14 protein-coding genes are annotated in these 18,734 nt (G+C 73.0%); 7 read left to right on the top strand and 7 right to left on the bottom strand.

The genetic code is table 11. The features are described 5' to 3' along the window. Window positions 1-213 precede the first annotated feature (213 nt). Together AC07FT_RS04685 and AC07FT_RS04680 are read left to right on the top strand one after the other, a co-directional pair. Entirely contained in the window at window positions 214-1,341 is a 1,128-nt protein-coding gene (locus AC07FT_RS04685; protein WP_471203329.1) for an LLM class flavin-dependent oxidoreductase, read from the top strand. A 36-nt stretch (window positions 1,342-1,377) separates the two neighbouring features. Next, window positions 1,378-3,120, top strand: coding sequence for an N-acyl-D-amino-acid deacylase family protein (locus AC07FT_RS04680; protein ID WP_479173920.1), 1,743 nt, complete (start codon window positions 1,378-1,380; stop codon window positions 3,118-3,120). 73 nt (window positions 3,121-3,193) lie between these two features. Here AC07FT_RS04680 and AC07FT_RS04675 read toward each other — a convergent pair whose 3' ends face one another. After that, window positions 3,194-4,726: a CehA/McbA family metallohydrolase gene (locus AC07FT_RS04675; RefSeq protein ID WP_479173918.1), complete on the bottom strand. Its 1,533-nt coding sequence runs from the start codon at window positions 4,724-4,726 to the stop codon at window positions 3,194-3,196. Between the two features lie 235 nt (window positions 4,727-4,961). Here AC07FT_RS04675 and AC07FT_RS04670 point away from each other — a divergent pair, with 235 nt between their 5' ends. Next, window positions 4,962-5,837, top strand: a complete 876-nt coding sequence (locus tag AC07FT_RS04670) for a TIGR03619 family F420-dependent LLM class oxidoreductase (RefSeq protein WP_479173916.1) — start codon at window positions 4,962-4,964, stop codon at window positions 5,835-5,837. A 119-nt stretch (window positions 5,838-5,956) separates the two neighbouring features. Further along, window positions 5,957-8,560 (top strand): bifunctional FO biosynthesis protein CofGH, encoded by a 2,604-nt coding sequence (locus AC07FT_RS04665; protein ID WP_479173914.1) that lies wholly within the window; start codon window positions 5,957-5,959, stop codon window positions 8,558-8,560. A 79-nt stretch (window positions 8,561-8,639) separates the two neighbouring features. On the opposite strand, the gene AC07FT_RS04660 is transcribed toward AC07FT_RS04665, so the two are convergent. Continuing rightward, the gene (locus tag AC07FT_RS04660) at window positions 8,640-8,897 is read right to left on the bottom strand and encodes a hypothetical protein (protein WP_471203319.1); all 258 of its coding nucleotides are present in this window, start codon (window positions 8,895-8,897) and stop codon (window positions 8,640-8,642) included. Window positions 8,898-9,231: 334 nt separating this feature from the next. On the opposite strand from AC07FT_RS04660, the gene AC07FT_RS04655 reads away from it, so the two are divergent. Further along, complete coding sequence (locus AC07FT_RS04655; RefSeq protein WP_471203317.1) at window positions 9,232-10,374, top strand: ADP-ribosylglycohydrolase family protein; 1,143 nt, start codon at window positions 9,232-9,234, stop codon at window positions 10,372-10,374. On the opposite strand, the gene AC07FT_RS04650 is transcribed toward AC07FT_RS04655, so the two are convergent. Next, window positions 10,352-11,722: a glycosyltransferase 87 family protein gene (locus tag AC07FT_RS04650; protein ID WP_479173912.1), complete on the bottom strand. Its 1,371-nt coding sequence runs from the start codon at window positions 11,720-11,722 to the stop codon at window positions 10,352-10,354. The genes AC07FT_RS04655 and AC07FT_RS04650 overlap by 23 nt on opposite strands. 201 nt (window positions 11,723-11,923) lie before the next feature. On the opposite strand from AC07FT_RS04650, the gene AC07FT_RS04645 reads away from it, so the two are divergent. After that, complete coding sequence (locus AC07FT_RS04645) at window positions 11,924-12,484, top strand: N-acetyltransferase family protein (RefSeq protein ID WP_479173910.1); 561 nt, start codon at window positions 11,924-11,926, stop codon at window positions 12,482-12,484. On the opposite strand, the gene AC07FT_RS04640 is transcribed toward AC07FT_RS04645, so the two are convergent. Together AC07FT_RS04640 and AC07FT_RS04635 are read right to left on the bottom strand one after the other, a co-directional pair. After that, window positions 12,485-14,140: an amidohydrolase gene (locus AC07FT_RS04640; RefSeq protein ID WP_479173908.1), complete on the bottom strand. Its 1,656-nt coding sequence runs from the start codon at window positions 14,138-14,140 to the stop codon at window positions 12,485-12,487. It abuts the gene before it with no gap. Between the two features lie 86 nt (window positions 14,141-14,226). Further along, the gene (locus tag AC07FT_RS04635; RefSeq protein WP_479173906.1) at window positions 14,227-15,720 is read right to left on the bottom strand and encodes an APC family permease; all 1,494 of its coding nucleotides are present in this window, start codon (window positions 15,718-15,720) and stop codon (window positions 14,227-14,229) included. A gap of 162 nt (window positions 15,721-15,882) precedes the next feature. On the opposite strand from AC07FT_RS04635, the gene AC07FT_RS04630 reads away from it, so the two are divergent. Further along, window positions 15,883-16,656: a TetR/AcrR family transcriptional regulator gene (locus AC07FT_RS04630; RefSeq protein ID WP_479173904.1), complete on the top strand. Its 774-nt coding sequence runs from the start codon at window positions 15,883-15,885 to the stop codon at window positions 16,654-16,656. Here the strand turns inward: AC07FT_RS04630 and AC07FT_RS04625 are convergent. After that, window positions 16,631-17,413 carry an SDR family oxidoreductase gene (locus AC07FT_RS04625; protein ID WP_479173902.1) on the bottom strand — a complete coding sequence of 261 codons (783 nt, stop codon included), beginning with the start codon at window positions 17,411-17,413 and terminating at the stop codon, window positions 16,631-16,633. The two genes, AC07FT_RS04630 and AC07FT_RS04625, sit on opposite strands and share 26 nt — an antisense overlap. Window positions 17,414-17,513: 100 nt before the next feature. Then, the gene (locus tag AC07FT_RS04620; RefSeq protein WP_479173900.1) at window positions 17,514-18,695 is read right to left on the bottom strand and encodes an aminotransferase-like domain-containing protein; all 1,182 of its coding nucleotides are present in this window, start codon (window positions 18,693-18,695) and stop codon (window positions 17,514-17,516) included. Window positions 18,696-18,734 lie beyond the last annotated feature (39 nt).

The raw sequence follows: 18,734 nt of genomic DNA, 5'->3' as shown, positions 1-18,734 counted from the left end.
GGAGTCCGGGGAGGGCCTCCTCGGATGATCCCGAGCACGCGGCGAGCGGGCGTGCCAGGCGTCGCGGGCCCACGAAGACCGGCAGGGCAGGGCCTGGCCGCCGCGTTCCAGGCTCCACCCTTGACGCTCCACCTCCGCGGTGTCAGAGTCAGTCAAAATCTGACGGTCCGTCAGATAGTCGCATGCGGGCGATGCCAGAGGCGGTGAACCTCCATGGAATTCGGACTGTTCGTGCAGGGGTACGTACCGGAGCGGCGGCGCCGTGCCGACCCCGAGGCCGAGCACCACGCGCTGATCGAGGAGACCGAGTACGTCATCCAGGCCGACCGGTCGGGCTTCAAGTACGCCTGGGCCTCGGAGCACCACTTCCTGGAGGAGTACTCCCACCTCTCCGCCAACGACGTCTTCCTCGGCTACCTCGCCCACGCCACCGAACGCATCCACCTCGGTTCCGGGATCTTCAACCCGCTGCCGCAGGTCAACCATCCGGTGAAGGTCGCCGAGAAGGTCGCGATGCTCGACCACCTCTCGGGCGGGCGGTTCGAGTTCGGGTCCGGACGCGGCGCGGGCAGCCACGAGATCCTCGGATTCATCCCGGGTGTGACGGACATGAACCACACCAAGGAGATCTGGGAGGAGACCATCGGCGAGTTCGCCAAGATGTGGCTCCAGGACGAGTACCCGGGCTTCGAGGGCAGGCACTGGTCACTGCCGCCGCGCAAGGTGCTGCCCAAGCCGTACGGGGCCGGGCACCCGGCCATGTGGTACGCGGCGGGCTCACCCTCCTCGTACGCGATGGCCGGTGCGAAGGGGCTCGGAGTCCTCGGCTTCTCCATCCAGAAGGTCTCCGACATGGAGTGGGTGCTCGACTCCTACAAGACCGCCGTCGAACGGGCCGAGCCCGTCGGCGGGTTCGTCAACGACAACGTGATGGTGACCTCGACCGCGATCTGTGCGGAGACCCACGCCAAGGCGGTCGAGATCGCGGTCGGCGGCGGGCTCAACCACCTCCAGTCGCTGCTCTTCCGCTACCACGACACCTTCCCCCGGCCCGAGGGCATCCCGGAGTGGCCGGAACTGCTGCCGGACTACACGGAGGAGATCATCGAACTCCTCATCGCCGAGGAGCTGATGATCTGCGGCGATCCGGACGAGGTGTTCCGGCAGTGCAAGCGGTGGGAGCAGGCCGGCGCCGACCAGCTCTCGTTCGGACTGCCGATCGGCATCGGCTCCGAGGACACCATGAACACGATCAAGCTCATCGGTGAGCATGTGATCCCGAAGATCGACACCGATCCCGTGCACCGCACCACGCGCTTCCGGCAGGCCGGGCGGAACTGACCGACGCACACCGCACCCACCAGAAGGGACGCACCCGTGCTCGACCACCTGATCAAGGGCGCCACCGTGGCGGACGGCACGGGCGCGCCGTCCCGCACCGCCGATGTCGGCCTCCGCGACGGGCGGATCGTCGCCGTCGCGGAGCCGGGGACGGTCACCGAGCCCGCCCGGTCCACCGAGGACGCCACCGGGCTGGTGCTCGCCCCCGGGTTCGTCGATCCGCACACCCACTACGACGCCCAGCTGTTCTGGGACCCCTACGCCACCCCGTCCATGAACCACGGCGTGACCACCGTGGTCGGCGGCAACTGCGGCTTCACCCTGGCGCCGCTCAACCCCGAGCGCCCCGCTGACGCCGACTACACCCGGCGGATGATGAGCCGGGTCGAGGGGATGTCACTGGTCGCGCTGGAGCAGGGCGCCCCCTGGAACTGGCACGGCTTCGGCGAGTACCTCGACGCGCTGGAGGGCCGGATCGCGGTCAACGCGGGCTTCATGGTGGGCCACTGCGCCCTGCGCCGCCATGTGATGGGCCCCGACGCGATCGGCGGTCAGCCCACCGGGGCCCAGCTGGAGGCGATGCTGCGGCTGTTCCACGAGGCGATGGACGAAGGGGCATGGGGTCTGTCCACCACCCAGTCCTCGACCCACGCCGACGGCGACGGTGAGCCGGTCGCCTCCCGGCACGCCCGGCCCGAGGAGCTGATCGCGCTGTCCCGGGCCGTCGCCGACCACGAGGGGACACAGCTCGAGGCGATCGTCGCGGGCTGTCTGGACCGGTTCGCGGACGAGGAGATCGACCTGCTGGTGGAGATGAGCGCCGCCGCCGGACGTCCGCTCAACTGGAACGTGCTGACCGTCGACGCGGCGGTGCCGGAGCGGGTGCCACGCCAGCTCCAGGCCAGTGAACGCGCCCGCAAGGCGGGCGGCCGGATCGTCGCGCTCACCATGCCGATCCTCACCCCCATGAACATGTCGCTGGGCACCTTCTGCGCGCTCAACCTCATCCCCGGCTGGGGCGATGTCCTCCGGCTGCCGGTCCCCGAGCGGATCGCCAGGCTCCGTGAACCCGCCGTACGGGAGGAGATGCTGCGCCGCGCGAACAGCCCCGAGGCCGGGGTCTTCCGGCGGCTCGCCACCTTCGAGCGGTACGTCATCGGCGACACCTACAGCGAGGCCAACGCCGGACTGACCGGCCGGGTCGTCCGTGACATCGCCGCCGAGCGCGGACAGGACGCCTTCCACGCCCTGGTGGAGATCTGCGCCGCCGACTCACTGCGGACCGTGCTGTGGCCGATGCCGACCGACAACGATCCGGGCAGCTGGGAGCTGCGGCGGCAGACCTGGGAGCACGAGGATGTCCTGCTCGGCGGCTCGGACGCCGGGGCCCATCTGGACCGGATGTGCGGTGCGCCGTACACCACGCGCTTCCTCGGCGACTGTCTGCGGGGGCGGAAGCTGGTCGGTCTGGAGCGGGCGGTGCGGATGCTGACCGACGATCCGGCGCGGCTGTTCGGACTGCGCGGACGCGGCCGGATCGCCGAGGGCTACCACGCCGACCTGGTGCTGTTCGATCCCGAGCGGATCGACGCGGGCCAGGCCACGCTCGTCCACGACCTGCCCGGGGACAGTCCGCGGCTGGACTCGCGGGCGGTGGGCGTGGTGAGCGTCCGGGTGGGCGGGGTGGAGACGCTCCGGGACGACACCGTCACCGGCGCGGTCCCCGGCACGGTGCTCCGCTCCGGCCGCGACACCCGCACCGTCAGCACCCGGACCTGACCCGTCCCCGGCCCTGGACCTGACCCGTCCCCGGCCCCGGCCCGGGCGCGAGCCCCGGGCCGGGAGCGGGGCATCAGGGTCTGCCGAGCCAGATGGGGTTGGTCATGGCCGCCATACGGCCGGGAAGGCCGGACGCCCCGCCGTCGGCCGGGGCGTGGCGCACCTCGGCGCGTACGTAGGCGGCGTACGAGGGCGTGGTGCGCCACTCCGCGGTGCCCGCTCCGGAACCCGGCAGCGCCGTCGCGTACAACTGGCCCTGGTCGGTGATGAACCGCACCGAGCAGTCCGGCCCGGCGCCCGAGACCTTCAGCCGGACCGTGACCTCCTCGTCGCGGTCCACCGCCAGCCGCCCGCCGATGCCCGCGTGCCGGCCCCGGCCGCCGACCGCCTCGAAGGCCAGCTCGATCGCGGAGGACTCGGCGATCCAGCTGCGGCCCGTGCGGATGCCCTCCTGGATCGCGGTGCGGGACAGCTCGTCGGCGAGCACGACCGTCTGCGGCAGTCCGACGATCTGCCCCTCGCGGTGGGCGTCGCTGTTGCCCATGGCCGGGAGCCAGCGGCCGTCGCCCCGGGCGGCGGCCACCAGCGTGTTGTCCCACCCGGCGACGCTGGCCTCGTCGTCCGGGGTGAAGTCCGCGTTCCACACCTCGACCGCGTCCGCCTCGTTGAAGCCGAACTTCCAGTTGCAGCCGACACAGGTGCCGTGCGGATGGGCGGGGACCACCAGACCGCCCGCCTGCCGGATCTTGCGGGCGTAGCGTCCGAAGGCATTGTCCCGGGCGCGGTAGCGCCAGTCGATGAACACACCGGGGTCGGTGCCGAGGGCCACCACGTGGCCATTGCGGGTGGTGACCTCCTCACCGGTGAGGATCAGCAGGTCATCGCCCCACAGCCCGTCCCACGCACCGTGTCCGGAGGTGGTGTTGTGCTCGGTGGTGGTGATGAAGTCGAGGCCGGCCGCGCGGGCCGCGGCGGCGATCTCGGCGGGGGTGCGCTTGCCGTCGGAGTGCACCGAGTGCAGATGGCAGTCGCCGCGGTACCAGGCCCGGCCGCGCCCCTTCGCCCGCTGCGGCGGATAGACCGGTTCGGGTGTCTCGCCCGGCTCGCCGAACCGCAGGGTGACGGTGACCTCGTAGTCCATCCCCTGTGGGGCCACCGTGTACGGTCCGAGCACCACATGCCAGGTGCCCGCCCGCACCGGCCCCGCCAGATACGCCGGGGTCGCCTTCTCGGCGCTGATGGCGAACTCCGTGCGCGCCCCGCCCGACCAGCCGCGGAAGCCGCGTCCGCCCAGATCGGTGCCGCGCTCGTCGAAGATGCCGATGTCACAGGCGTTGCCCTGGGTCCCGGCCGGGACCGACGGCTTGTCGTAGCCGTAGGACACGGCGATCTCGCGGACCCCGCCGGGCACCTCGACCGGCAGATAGACGAAGTCCGGTGCCCCGGTGGGCAGATGGCCGGAGACGGTCCGCGTCTTCTCGCCGTCACCGTGGCCACCACCGCCGTCGTCCCGCTCATCGGCCTGTGCGAACGTCACGGGATCGAGCGTAAGCACCCCCGCCGCGCCCGCAAGCGCGGAGAGCCTCAGTACGTCGCGTCGCTGCATACGTGCCCCCACCGTCATCGCCCCCACCGTCGGAACGTGCCCTGTCGTTTCGTCCCTGCCCTGCCCTGCCCTGCCCTGCCCTGCCGTCGCGCCGGTCGTGCCGCACGGTGCCGTCCGACACCCGCGTGACACCGTTGTACGCGTGGGTGACTCCCACGGAAAGCCCTGTGGATAACCTCGTGGCGACGGGGGAACATACGCGCAGCCCCACCGGCCGACGCGGAGGTGCAGCCCCATGCGCATCGCGACCACCGTCTTCCTCACCGACGAATCCATCCGCCCCGCCCGGCTCGCCCGGGAGCTGGAACAGCGCGGGTTCGCCGGGCTCTATCTGCCCGAGCACACCCACATCCCGGTCAGCCGCGACACCCCCGCCCCGATGGGCGAGCCGCTGCCGCGTCAGTACGGCCGCACGCTCGACCCGTTCGTGGCGCTCGGCCAGGCGGCCGCGGTCACCGAACAGCTCGGCGTCGGCACCGGTGTCACCCTCGTCGCCCAGCACGACCCGGTCAGCCTCGCCAAACGCGTCGCCACCCTCGACCACCTGTCGGACGGCCGGTTCACCTTCGGCATCGGCTACGGCTGGAACGTCGAGGAGGCGGCCGATCACAACGTCTCCTGGTCCGACCGCCGCGATCTCGTCCAGGACCGGATGGCGCTGATGCGCGCCCTGTGGACCCCCGAGCCCACTGCCTACCAGGGCCGGTTCGGATCGGTGCGGGCCAGCCTCGCCCACCCCAAACCGGTGCGGCGGCGCTCCGCGGCCGATCCGCTCACCGGCCCGCGCACCCTGGTCGGCGGGGCCGCCGGGCCCAAGCTGTTCGCCCATGTCGCCGCGTACGGCGACGGCTGGATGCCCACCGGGGGACGCGGACTGACGGAGGCGATCCCCGCCCTGCGCCGGGTGTGGGAGGAGGCGGGCCGGGACCCGGCGGCGCTGGAGGTGGTGCCGTACGCGGTGCTGCCCTCGCCCGGCAAGCTGGCCCACTACGCCGAGCTCGGGATCGAGGAGGTCGTCGTCCAGCTTCCGGCGCCCGGACCGGGGACCGCGGGTGCGGCGGACGGCGCCGAGATCCTGCGCACCCTCGACGACTACGCCCAGTACCTGTGAGCGCCCCCGCCGCGCCGCCCCGTATTCCCGCCCGCCGTGCGGAGCCTCCGTGATCAGACCCACAAAACCGCAGGCACGGGCGGTCTGGCGGTGCTCCGCACCGCTCGTATCCTCGGAGGATGACCACCAGCGCGCAGGGAACCCCATCGCCCGCCCCGAACGGCCCCGCAGCCAACGCGATGCGCCGCGCGCTCAAACGGGCCCGTGACGGCGTCGCGCTGGACGCGGCCGAGGCGGCGGTGCTGCTCCAGGCGCGCGGTGACGACCTGAAGGACCTCACCGCCTCCGCCGCCCGGGTCCGTGACGCCGGGCTGGAGGCCGCGGGCCGCCCCGGGATCATCACCTACTCGCGCAGCGTCTTCATCCCGCTCACCCGGCTGTGCCGGGACAGGTGCCACTACTGCACCTTCGCCACCGTCCCCGGCAAGCTGCGCCGCGCGGGGCACGGGATGTTCATGTCCCCCGACGAGGTGCTCGCCATCGCCCGCCGCGGCGCCGAACTCGGCTGCAAGGAAGCGCTGATCACCCTCGGCGACCGCCCCGAGGACCGCTGGCCGGAGGCGCGCGAGTGGCTGGAGGCCGAGGGCTACGACGACACCGTCGCGTATGTGCGGGCCATGGCCATCCGCATCCTGGAGGAGACCGGGCTGCTGCCCCACCTCAACCCCGGCGCCATGACCTGGACCGACTTCCAGCGGCTCAAGCCGGTCGCGCCCTCCATGGGCATGATGCTGGAGACCACCGCCGAGCGGCTGTGGAGCGAGCCCGGCGGTCCGCACTACGGTTCGCCCGACAAGGAGCCCGCCGTGCGGCTGCGGGTCCTGGAGGACGCCGGGCGCAGCTCCGTCCCGTTCACCAGCGGACTGCTGATCGGGATCGGCGAGACCCATGAGGAACGCGCGGATTCGCTGTTCGCGCTGCGCCGGGTCTCCCGCGCCTACCACGGCATCCAGGAAGTCATCATCCAGAACTTCCGCGCCAAGCCGGACACCGCGATGCGCGGGATGCCCGACGCCGAACTGGCCGACCTGGTGGCCACGGTCGCGGTCGCCCGTCACATCCTGGGCCCCTCCGCCTGCATCCAGGCCCCGCCCAACCTGGTCGACGCGGAGTACGAGCAGCTCATCGGCGCCGGGATCGACGACTGGGGCGGGGTCTCCCCGCTCACCCCGGACCACGTCAATCCCGAGCGCCCCTGGCCCCAGCTCGACGAGCTGGCCGAGCGCTCGGCGGCCGCGGGCTTCGCCCTGCGCGAGCGGCTGTGCGTCTATCCCGAGTACCTCCAGCGCGGCGAACCCTGGCTGGATCCGCGGCTGCTGCCCCACGTCCGGGCGCTGGCCGACCCGGACACCGGACTGGCCCGCGAGGACGCCCTTCCGGCCGGGCTGCCCTGGCAGGAGCCGGAGGAGGCGTTCACCTCCTCCGGCCGCACCGATCTGCACCACACCATCGACACCGAGGGCCGCACCGGCGACCGCCGCGAGGACTTCGACGAGGTGTACGGCGACTGGGAGGCGCTGCGCGAGGCGGCGGCCCCGGGTATGGCCCCCTCCCGGATCGACGCCGATGTGAAGTCCGCGCTCGCGCGGGCGGCCGACGACCCGACCCGGCTGACCGACCCCGAGGCGCTGGCCCTGCTGCACGCCGACGGACCGGCGCTGGACGCGCTGTGCCGGATCGCGGACGATCTGCGCCGGGCGGCCGTCGGTGACGACGTCACCTACATCGTCACCCGCAACATCAACTTCACCAATGTCTGTTACACCGGCTGCCGCTTCTGCGCCTTCGCCCAGCGCCGCACCGACGCCGACGCCTACACCCTCTCGCTGGACCAGGTCGCCGACCGCGCCCAGCAGGCGTGGGACGTGGGCGCGGTGGAGGTGTGCATGCAGGGCGGTATCCACCCGGACCTGCCCGGCACGGCCTACTTCGACATCGCCCGCGCGGTGAAGGAGCGCGTGCCCGGGATGCATGTGCACGCCTTCTCCCCGATGGAGGTCGTCAACGGGGCGACCCGTACCGGGCTGTCCATCCGCGAGTGGCTGACGGCCGCGAAGGAGGCGGGGCTGGACTCCGTTCCGGGGACGGCCGCCGAGATCCTGGACGACGAGGTGCGCTGGGTCCTCACCAAGGGCAAGCTGCCGACCGCCACCTGGGTCGAGGTCATCAGGACCGCCCACGAACTGGGCATCCGCTCATCCTCGACGATGATGTACGGGCATGTGGACCAGCCGCGCCACTGGCTGGGCCATCTGCGGCTGCTGGCCTCCATCCAGCAGGAGACGGGCGGTTTCACCGAGTTCGTCACCCTGCCGTTCATCCACACCAACGCACCGGTCTACCTCGCGGGCATCGCCCGCCCCGGACCCACCACCCGGGACAACCGGGCGGTCACGGCCATGGCCCGGGTCCTGTTGCACCCCCATATCCCCAATATCCAGACCAGCTGGGTCAAACTCGGCGCCGAGGGCGCCGCGGAGATGCTCCGCTCCGGCGCCAACGACCTGGGCGGCACCCTCATGGAGGAGACCATCTCCCGGATGGCGGGCTCCTCCTACGGTTCCTACCGCTCCATCCAGGACCTGGTCGCCATCGCCGACCTGGCCGGCCGCCCGGCCCGCCCGCGCACCACGACCTACGGCCCCGTCCCCGAGGAACGCCGTACCGCGGCGCTCGCCTCGGACGGCCATCTGCCGGAGCTGCTGCCGGTGCTGGGGGACTGACCCCCGGCGGGCCGAGCCCGCGGGCGCCCGGGCCCGCCGGCGCTGTCCGGCCGCCGTGCTGTCCGAGGACGCCGTCCGGTCAGAGGGCGTCGTGGCCCGCCAGATCGTCATCGGCCAGACCGCGGCGTTCCTCCTCGCCCAGGAAGGGGATCACCGCACCGCAGTCACGGCAGGCGCGGGCGTACTCGGCGTGGAAGGTCGGGCGGGGACGCAGCGCGCCCCGGCGGGCGAAGCGCAGCCGGAGTCTGTCGTGCCAGCCGTCGTTGGACCTGAGCTCGGCGACCGGGGTCAACCGGCCGGATCCACACACTCCGCATCGCAGTACCCCGTCAGCCATGGCGGGGACGATACCGCCCGCCGCCGCGAGCGCCCCCTGTCGTCCATGCCACCGGTCCGGCAGACCGGGAGGAACACGGAACGGCGGCGCGCTATTCGCACACATGCCGTACCGCATTCCGAACACTCCGGCCCCGGGATGGCCAACGGTGAGGAAATCGCGCGGATATGGCGGAGGAAATAGCGGTGCCGGGCACGGTTCGGAATGAGCTGGTCCGCCGGTTTCCGCGTGCTGACGCCTTCACATTCGGTTTCACCTCGGACGCGGGCACGAGGCGATCATTCCGTGTCCATTACAGTGCGATGGCAGTCCGGGGCCGTACACACCAGACGGAATGAAAAGGGGAAAGGTCGTGACCGCAACCGCCAGCGCAGCGACCGGCGTATGGGGCCGCGCCGAGCAACAGGATTTCCGCAGCCGGGTCCGCGGCTGTCTGCTCGGGGGCGCCATCGGGGACGCGCTGGGGGCGGCCGTCGAGTTCTCCTCCCTGGAGGACATACGGGCGGAGCACGGCACCGACGGCGTCACCGACTTCCTGCCCGCCTACGGGCGGCGCGGCCGGGTCACCGACGACACCCAGATGACGCTGTTCACCGTGGACGGGCTGATACGCGCCCAGGTGCGCCGGGACACCGGCGCCTGGCATCCGCCCACCGACATCCACGCCGCCCACCGCCGCTGGTACGCCACCCAGCGCGACTGGGGCCCGGACGAGCGCCGCGAGGACGCGGGCTGGCTGGCGCGCGAGGAGTGGCTGTACGCGCAGCGCGCCCCCGGCCGGGCCTGTCTGAACGGGCTGGCCGACGAGGCGATGGGCACCCTCGACGCCCCCAAGAACCCCGACTCCAAGGGCTGCGGCGCGGTGATGCGCTCCGCGCCCTTCGGACTGCTCGTCGGCTGGGAGCCCCAGTTGGTCTTCCAGCTCGCCATCGAATGCGCCGCCCAGACCCACGGCCACCCCACCGGCTATCTCGCGGCCGGGGCGTTCGCGCTGATCGTGCACGGACTGGCCCGCGGTGAGGGGCTGGACGGCGCGGTCCAGCGGGCGCTGGCCCAGCTGGCCACCCGGCCCGGCCACGAGGAGACCACCCAGGCGCTCCGGCAGGCGCTCGGCGCCGTGCGCCAAGGACTGCCGACCGCCGACCGCGTCGCCTCCCTCGGCGAGGGCTGGACCGCCGACGAGGCCCTGGCGATGGGCCTGTACTGCGCGCTGGTCGCCGAGGACGTGCGGCACGGGCTGCTGCTGGCGGTCAACCACGGCGGGGACAGCGACTCCACCGGCTCCGTCTGCGGCAACCTCCTGGGCGTCCTGCACGGTGAGACGGCGCTGCCGCCCGCCTGGCTGGCCGAGGTCGAGGGGCGCGGCACCATCCTGGAACTGGCCGACGACTTCGCCATGGAGATGACGCAGGGCCCCGCCCTGCACGGCCCCGGCGGCTCCTCCGCGGCCTGGCTCACCCGCTACCCGCGCGCGTAGCGCGCAGCGCGCCGGGCACCGGCCGGACGGGGAGGTCCGGTGCGGTGGCGGGGGTGCGGGCGGCGCGCAGGGCCAGCCGGGCCGCGACGCCCAGGAAGACCACGCCGATCAGCGGATAGACCGCGCTCAGCAGCATCTGGGCCGGGTTCTGGTGCAACTCGACCCGGGTCGGCAGGGCGTGCGGCACGTACCAGATCATGAAGGAGCAGAAGAGCAGCCAGGTCACCACCGCCCCGGCGATCCACACCCCGGTGCGCCGCCGCGCCGCCTCCAGGGCGAGCAGCAGCGCCATCGGCACCGCCCAGACCCAGTGGTGCGACCAGGGGACCGGGCTGATCAGGAGGGCGGTGACCGCGCAGGCCAGGGCCGCCCAGGCGCGGGCGTGCGGCAGCCGCCGGTCGTCCATGAGCTGGGCCAGGACCGCCGCGGTCATCCCCGCACAGCCGATCAGCGCCGCGGCGACGACCCACCACGGTCCCGGGTCGGTGGTGTGCAGCACCCGGGCGAGGACCCCGCGGAGGTTCTGGTTCCCCGCGCCCTCGACCGCCCCGGGGCGGTCGGTCGCGAACAGCACCTCGGTCCAGAACCGCCGCGAGTCACGCGGCAGCGCCAGCGCCGAGAACCCGACCGTGGCCGCGAAGACGGCGGTGGCCACGGCCGCGCGGCGCAGGTGGTCGTTGCGGAACGCGGTCAGCGGCCCCACGGACATCCGCAGCCGCCGCACCCCGGCCACCAGCCCGGCCAGCGCCAGGAAGACCACGAAGAGCCCGGGGGTCAGCTTGATGCCGGCGGCCAACCCGGTCCCCAGCCCGGCCCCGCGGTGGCCCGCCCGGCGGGTCAGGTCCCACAGCACCGCCACCGTGACCAGCAGGTTGATCTGGCCGTAGCGCAGGGTCGTCCACACCGGCTCGCACCAGACCGCCACCGCCGCCAGGGCCAGTACGGCCGCGGGGCGCGGCAGGGTGCGCGGCAGTCCGGTCAGCCGCAGCGAGAGGTGGGCGAGGGCGACCATCAGGCCGAGGTTCGACGCGGTGCCGAAGGCCCGCAGCGTGCCCGTCCCCATCAGGGTCAGCGGGGTGAACAGCAGTGAGGCGAACGGCGGGTAGGTGTTGGGCAGCCCGTGGACCGTGGCCCGCATGTCGTACAGGTCGGCGGCATTGCGCACCGTCCAGCCCTCGGCCCGGTAGACCAGCAGGTCGACCATGGACACCTGGGCCGCCTGCTGGGCGATCCAGAACCCCGTGAACGACAGCAGACACAGCACCGCCGCGCACAGCGTCGGACGGCGCAGGACGAAGGTGCGGGCCGGATGGACACCGGCGGGAGGGCGCGTCTGTGTCGAGGTCACGGGGGGAGGCTCCAGAGGCGGCCGTGGGGACGGTCGGGACGGCGGTCGCAGGACCGGCGGATCGGCGGCGGTCGGCACGGAGGGCCGACCCTAATACCTTCTGGAGGACGACTTGGCCAGAGGAGAGGTTGCTCACTCACGCGGAATGAGCCGATCTTGGCCTGACCGGCGCGAAGTGGCCCCGCGGCCTAGAGTGACCGCATGAGCGCACCCGCCGCGGAGATACGTGATGCCACCCCCGACGACCTCGGCGCCGTGGCGGCCATCTACGCCCACTACGTCACCGAGACCGTCGCCACGTTCGACGAGGTGCCGCCCGGCGTGGCCGACTGGGAGCGACGGATGGCCGAACTGACCGGGCGCGGACTGCCGTTCCTCGTCGCGGACACCGGGAGCGGCGCGGGCGGCGGTATCGCGGGCTACGCGTACGCCGCGCCCTACCGGCCGAAGCCCGCCTACCGCCACACCGTCGAGGACACCATCTACCTCGCGCCCGGCCGCACCGGTGCCGGTCTGGGCCGCGCCCTGCTCGAGCCCCTGCTCACCCGCTGCGCGCGGGCGGGGGTGCGCCAGGTCGTGGCGGTCATCGCCGACGGCGGTGACACGTCCTCGGTCGCGCTGCACCGGCGACTCGGCTTCACCCCGGCGGGCCGGCTGGCCGCCGTCGGCCACAAGCACGGCCGCTGGATCGACACCGTGCTGATGCAGCGCGACCTGACGGCGGCCGGACCCGGTACGGCGGCCGGGGGCCCCACCGGCTGATCAGGCGTCAGCCGCCGCGTACACCCGCTCACCTCCCACGAAGGTCTGGAGCACCCGCCGTTCGGCGATCGCCTCCGGCGGACCGTCGAAGACATCGCCGTCCAGCACGACCAGATCGGCGAGCTGCCCCGGGGCGACGGTGCCGGTGTCATCGGCGTGGTTCACATACGCGCTGCCCGAGGTGTACGCGGCCACCGCCGCCGCCAGACCGATGCGCTGCTCCGGCAGGAACGCCGCGGTCCCGGCCGCCGCGTCGGGCAGCCGCCGGTTGACCGCGACATGGATGCCCGCCAGCGGATCGGGGCTGCTGACCGGCCAGTCGCTGCCCGCCGCGAGGGTGGCACCGGCCCGCAGCAGCGCACCGAAGGGGTACTGCCGCGCACCGCGCTCGGCGGTGAGGAACGGCAGCGTCAGCTCGTCCATCTGCGGTTCGTGCGCGGCCCACAGCGGCTGGATGTTGGCGGTGGCGCCCAGGGCGCGGAACCGCGGGATGTCGGCCGGGTCCACCACCTGGAGATGGGCGAGGTGGTGCCGGGTGTCGCGGTGGCCGTTCGCGGTCCGCGCCGCCTCGACCGCGTCCAGCGCCTCCCGTACCGCGCGGTCGCCGAGCGCGTGGAAGTGGACCTGGAAGCCGTGCGCGTCCAGCTCGGTGACATAACCCGGCAGCTCGCCCGGATCGACGAAGCTGATCCCGGAGTTGTCGGAGGCGCAGCCGCAGCCGGTGAGGTAGGGGCCGAGCATCGCCGCGGTGTGGTTCTCGGCGATCCCGTCCTGCATGATCTTCACCGTCGAGGCGCGCAGCGCCCGGCCGCGTCCGGTGGCCTCCCGGCGGGCGATCAGTTCCGGTATCTGCTCCGCGCCGCGCGCCCGGTCCCACCACAGCGCGCCGACCACCCGGGCGGTCAGCAGCCCGCCGTCGATGGCCGCGTGGTACGCGGGGGTCGGGTCGGTCAGGTTGGCGTAGCCGCCGACGATGGCGTCCTGCCAGGCGGTGATGCCCAGCGAGTGCAGGAGGGACTGGGCGCGCAGCAGGGCGGCGAGCTGTTCGTCGTGGGTGGCCTCCGGCAGCAGTGAGCCGACGAGGTCGGCGGCGCCCTCCTGGAGCATGCCGGTGGGGTTGCCGTGCTCGTCCCGTTCGATCCGGCCGTCGACCGGGTCCGGGGTGCGGGCGTCGATGCCCGCGAGCTGGAGGGCGCGGGTGTTGGCCCAGGCGCCGTGGTGGTCCCGGTTGGGCAGGTAGACCGGCCGGTCCGGGACGACGGCGTCGAGCATCGCGGCGGTCGGGGTGCCGCCGGGGAACGCCTCCATGGACCAGCCGCCGCCGGTGATCCAGGCGGCGTCGGGGTGCGCGTCGGCGTAGGCGGCGATCGTGGACAGGTAGCCGTGGGCGTCGGTGGAGTCGCCGAGGTGGCACTGTGCCAGTTCCAGCCCGGCGCCCAGCGGATGGACGTGGGCGTCCTGGAAGCCGGGCAGCAGCAGCCGCCCGGCCAGGTCCACCACCTCGGTACGCGGCCCGGTCAGCTCGTCCACCGCGTCCTGGCCGACGGCGACGACACGGCCGTCGCGCACGGCGACGCCGGTGACCCGGCCGAGTGCCGGATCGCCGGTGTGCACCGGGCCACCGGTGAAGACGAGGTCGGCGGTGGGGTCGGACATCAGAAGCGCTCCAGGGGGTTGGTCGGACGGTCGGGGGAGGTCGGGAGGTCATTGCGCGGCCGGGGGCCCGGCGGCCGTGGGGTTGCTCAGGGCGCGGATCCGGCCGGGCGGTCCACCGGCAGCCGCAGCCGGTCGCCGTCGGTACCGCGCCCGGTGACGAAGTACGGCGAGCGCCGCCGGTACTTCGCCCACGCGGCCATGACCAGCCCGCTGGCCACGATCGCGCAGGGCAGGGAGAACATGAACCAGCCGTTGTCCGGGCTGAGTTCGAAGTGGTCGGTCCCGGTCAGATACGAGTAGCCGAGGTAGCCGCCGATCGCGAGCAGGGCCACCCCCGACGCCCCCGGCACCCCGACCGCGAGCACCGCCTCGCGCGGCCCCTGGCGGAGGGCGGAGCGGAAGCGCACGGCACAGGCGATCGCCGTCAGGCCGTAGTAGAGGGCGACGACCAGGCCGATGGAGTTCACCGCGGCCAGGATCATGTCGTTGAGCCTGGGGATGGCCAGGGCGAGCAGGGCGAAGCCGGTGGCGATGGCCATCACCAGCACGGTGCCGGCGGCGGGGGTGCCGTAGCGCGGGTGGATCCGCGTCCACACCCGGCCCATGGTCCGGTCCCGGCCCATGGCCAGCAGTCCGCGGGCGGTCGGGATGACGGAGGACTGGACGGAGGCCACTGCCGAGAACATCAGGGCGAGCAGCGGCAGACTCGCCCAGGGCTCGTCCGCCAGCTTGGCGCCGAGGTAGGTGAAGCCCTGCGGGCCCTGCTCGATCAGCTCGGGCAGGCTCATCTCCCGCTGGAAGGCGACCGAGGCGAAGATGAAGAGCCCCAGCATGGCGAAGAGCGCGATGAAGCCGCCGCGCGCCGAGTCGCCGACGTCCTGGGTCTCCTCGGTGACGCTGAACGACGCGTCCCAGCCCCAGAAGAAGAACACCGCCAGCACCAGCCCCTGGGCGAACGCCGTACCGCTCTCGATCGCGAACGGGTTGAACCAGGAAAGGGACACCGAGTGTTCACCGGTGATCAGCGCCCAGCCGCAGAAGACCAGCAGCACCGTGTATTCGAAGACCAGCAGCCACGCCTGGAGACGGGTCGCGCTGCGCACCCCGGTGACCGCCATGACGGTGACCCCGGTGAGCACCACCAGCCCCACGACGGTGGTCACGGCGGTGGAGTCGGGGTCCAGGGTGATCCCCGCGACGCTGGTGAGATGTGCCTTGTTGGCGAACTGGAGGATCACCGAACCGGTCACCGCGCTGGTGTACGCGAGAAAGATGATCACGCCGACCACGTTGACCCACCCCACGAGGAACCCCGGCCAGGGCCCGAGGGAGGTGCCCACCCACACATAGCCGCTGCCGCAGTTGGGCTCGGACCGGTTCAGCCGGGCGTAGGCGCAGGCGATGCCGAGGACGGGAAGGAAGGCGAGCAGCAGCAGGACGGGGGCCTGGAGCCCGACGGTGGCGGCGAGCGTTCCCATGCCGATGGCGATGCTGGTGGTGGCGGCCGTACTGGACGCGGCGATGGCCACACCGTCGATGACACCGAGCGAGCGGCGCAGCTCGGCGGGGGGATGGGACATGGCGGGCTCCTCACGGAGGACAGGGGGACGGGGAAGAGCCGTACGGGTGCCACGCATCGAACAACGGTCTCCGAAGTTGCGTCAATGGTGTTGACATAAGGCGGGGCGCGGCCTTCACTGCCCAGGACGAGAGCGGGCGGCAGCCGTGGAAAGGGGCTCACCATGACCGGTACGGCGGGCGAACGCGTCCCCCACGAGCGCAGACGCCGTCGGCCCACCCGCTCGGGCACCCTGCTGTCCGCCGGGCTGATCGTGGACTGTGCCCTGCGGCTGATCGGGGAGCACGGCCCCGAGGCACTGAGCGTGCGCCGTCTCGGCTCGGCCCTGGGTTGTGATCCGAGCGCGGTCTACCGCTACTTCCGCAACACCGACGATCTGCTGCTGGCCGTCGCGGACCGGATCATCGGCGATTCGATGGAGGGTTTCGTCCCGGGGCCGGACTGGGTGGCCTCGCTGCGCGAGATGGCCCACCGGGTGCGGAACGGCTATCTCGCCCACCCCCGGGCCGCCGCCCTGGCCTCGTACCGGGTGACCCGGCGGGAGAACGAGTTCCACGCGGTCGAGACCGGGGTGGGCATCCTGCTGCGGGCGGGTTTCGAACCCGCCCGCGCGCTGCGGCTCTACCTGGCCTTCGTCGACACCGTGCTCGGCCACGCCGCCCTGGACGCGGCCACCCTGGCGCTGCCCGCGGCCCAGCGGGAGGCCGACGGGCGGGCGTCCACCCTGGCCTACCGGTCGGTCGACGCCGCCGCGTACCCGACCCTGGCGACGGTCCGCGGTGAACTGGACGTCCTGGCCGAGAGCTCCTTCGAGGAGGCACTCGATCTCGTACTGTCCGCGCTGGTGGCGCAGGCCCCGGGTGCCCCGCCGGGGCAGCGGACCCGGCCGCCGGTGAGCGGGGACGCCCCCGTCAGCGCATCAGCTCACCGGCGTTGACCAGCAACGACTGCCCGGTGATCGCCCGTGCCCGGTCGGAGGCCAGGAAGACCGCGGCCTCCGCCACCTCGCCGTCCGTCGCGAGCTCCGGCAGTGCCATCCGGCGGGCGAGCCGGTCCCGCACCACCTCCTCGGACACGCCTTCGGAGCGCGCCGTGAAGGAGACGTACCCCTGGACCGGCGGCCCCCACATCCAGCCCGGCTGCACGGTGTTGACCCTGATCCGGTGCGGGCCCAGTTCCCTGGCCAGGCCGTACATCGCCGAGACCAGCGCGCCCTTGGAGGCGGCGTACGCGGTCTGCCGTACCTCGCTGGGGGCGGCGACCGACGACTGGGTGCCGATCAGGACGACCGCTCCGCCCCGTTCCTTCAGTGCGGGCAGACAGGCGCGGGTCATCCGCAGGGTGCCGAGCAGATTGATGTCCACCACCTGCGTCCAGGCCGCGAAGTCGGCGTCCTCCAGACCACCGAAGTGGCCGTCCAGCGCGGCCACGTGGACCACGGCGTCGATACCGCCGAACCGCTCGACGGCCAGGGCCGCCAGCGCGTCGCACTGGCCCTCGTCCGCGATGTCGGTGGCCCGCCAGGCGGTGCGTCCGCCGTCCGGGTCCAGTTCCGCGGCGGCCCGGGCCAGCCGGTCGGCGGTCCGGGCGCCGAGCACCGCGTTGGCCCCGTCGCGGAGGGCCGCGGCGGCCACTTGGTGCCCGAGACCGGGGCCGACTCCGGAGACGACCACGGTCTTGCCGCGCAGCAGCATGGCGTACCTCCCCGGGGCGACATGTCTCTGACGGAGCGTCAGATTAAAGGTGCCGTCCGGAGAAGACCAGGGGCCGGCCGCGATGGCCGCCGCAGTGGTGTCAGCGCAGCGCCTTGCCCAGCCGGCGCAGCCCCTCGGCGATCTCGTCCGGGGTGTGGGTCACGAAGGACAGCCGCATCGCCGCCGGATCCGGATCGGCCGCGAAGAACGGCGCCCCGGGGACGAACGCCACATCGTGCGCGACCGCCGTCCGCAGCCGCTCGGTCGCGTCGTACCGCTCGGGCAGCGACGCCCAGACGAACATCCCGCCCTCCGGCCGGTTCCAGCGGGACCCCTCGGGCAGTGCCTCGGCCAGTCCGTCGAGCAGCGCGTCCCGGCGGTCCCGGTAGGCCAGGCGCACCCGGGACAGATGGGCGTCCAGATCGGCGTCGGCCAGATAGCGGGCCGCCGCGAGCTGGTTGACCGTCGGGCTGTGCAGATCCGCGGCCTGCTTGGCGATCACACAGGCGCGGCGCAGGGCGGCCGGTGCGCGCAGCCAGCCCAGCCGCAGCCCCGGGGCCATGATCTTGGAGTAGCTGCCGAGCAGTACGGTGCGGTCGGCGGCGGCCGCGGCGGCCGCGATCCACGGCACCGGCTCACCGGCGAACCGCAGCTCCCCGTAGGGGTCGTCCTCCACGATCCACAGACCGTGGCGCTCGGCCACCGTGGCCACCGCCTCCCGGCGGGCTGCGGGCAGGGTGCGTCCGGTGGGGTTCTGGAAGGTGGGGATGGTGTAGAGCAGCTTCGGCCGCTCGCGCCGGACGAGCTCGGCGAGCGCGTCCGGGTCCAGCCCGTCGTCGTCGCCGGGCACCGGCACCACCCGCGCCCCGGCGAACGCGAAGCACTGGAGGGCCGCGAGATAGGTGGGGCTCTCCACCAGCACCGTGTCGCCCGGCTCCAGCAGCGCGGTGGCCAGCAGGGTCAGTGCCTGCTGCGAACCGCTGGTGACCAGCAGGTCGTCCGCCCCGGTGGACAGTCCGCGCGCGGTCAGACGGGCGGCGGTCGCGCCGCGCAGCCCGGGGTCGCCTTCGGTGGTGGAGTACTGGAGCGCGGTGTGCGGCTCCTCGGCCAGCACCCGGCCGAAGGCGGCGGCGATGCCCTCGGTGTCGAAGAGATCGGCCGCGGGCAGTCCGCCCGCGAAGGAGATCACCTCGGGGCGTGCGGTGAGCGCGAGGATGTCGCGTACCGGCGATCCGGCCACGGAGGCGGCACGGGCGGCAAGGGCGGGGACATCGGCGCGCATGGGACTCTCCGGACTTCTCGTCGGGGAAGGTCCGCGCAG

The organism is Streptomyces sp. NPDC045899, from assembly GCF_056431485.1.
The sequence above is the reverse complement of the archived record's forward strand: the minus strand, read 5'-3'. Positions and strand labels throughout refer to the sequence as shown.

Excerpts from the sequence above, each read along its gene's own strand:
- AC07FT_RS04655 (WP_471203317.1), top strand. The coding sequence starts at position 9,232 with ATGAAAAGGGGAAAGGTCGTGACCGCAACCGCCAGCGCAGCGACCGGC.
- AC07FT_RS04660 (WP_471203319.1), bottom strand. The coding sequence starts at position 8,897 with ATGGCTGACGGGGTACTGCGATGCGGAGTGTGTGGATCCGGCCGGTTG.
- AC07FT_RS04630 (WP_479173904.1), top strand. The coding sequence starts at position 15,883 with ATGACCGGTACGGCGGGCGAACGCGTCCCCCACGAGCGCAGACGCCGT.
- AC07FT_RS04620 (WP_479173900.1), bottom strand. The coding sequence starts at position 18,695 with ATGCGCGCCGATGTCCCCGCCCTTGCCGCCCGTGCCGCCTCCGTGGCC.
- AC07FT_RS04640 (WP_479173908.1), bottom strand. The coding sequence starts at position 14,140 with ATGTCCGACCCCACCGCCGACCTCGTCTTCACCGGTGGCCCGGTGCAC.
- AC07FT_RS04685 (WP_471203329.1), top strand. The coding sequence starts at position 214 with ATGGAATTCGGACTGTTCGTGCAGGGGTACGTACCGGAGCGGCGGCGC.
- AC07FT_RS04635 (WP_479173906.1), bottom strand. The coding sequence starts at position 15,720 with ATGTCCCATCCCCCCGCCGAGCTGCGCCGCTCGCTCGGTGTCATCGAC.
- AC07FT_RS04645 (WP_479173910.1), top strand. The coding sequence starts at position 11,924 with ATGAGCGCACCCGCCGCGGAGATACGTGATGCCACCCCCGACGACCTC.
- AC07FT_RS04675 (WP_479173918.1), bottom strand. The coding sequence starts at position 4,726 with ATGCAGCGACGCGACGTACTGAGGCTCTCCGCGCTTGCGGGCGCGGCG.
- AC07FT_RS04665 (WP_479173914.1), top strand. The coding sequence starts at position 5,957 with ATGACCACCAGCGCGCAGGGAACCCCATCGCCCGCCCCGAACGGCCCC.
- AC07FT_RS04625 (WP_479173902.1), bottom strand. The coding sequence starts at position 17,413 with ATGCTGCTGCGCGGCAAGACCGTGGTCGTCTCCGGAGTCGGCCCCGGT.
- AC07FT_RS04670 (WP_479173916.1), top strand. The coding sequence starts at position 4,962 with ATGCGCATCGCGACCACCGTCTTCCTCACCGACGAATCCATCCGCCCC.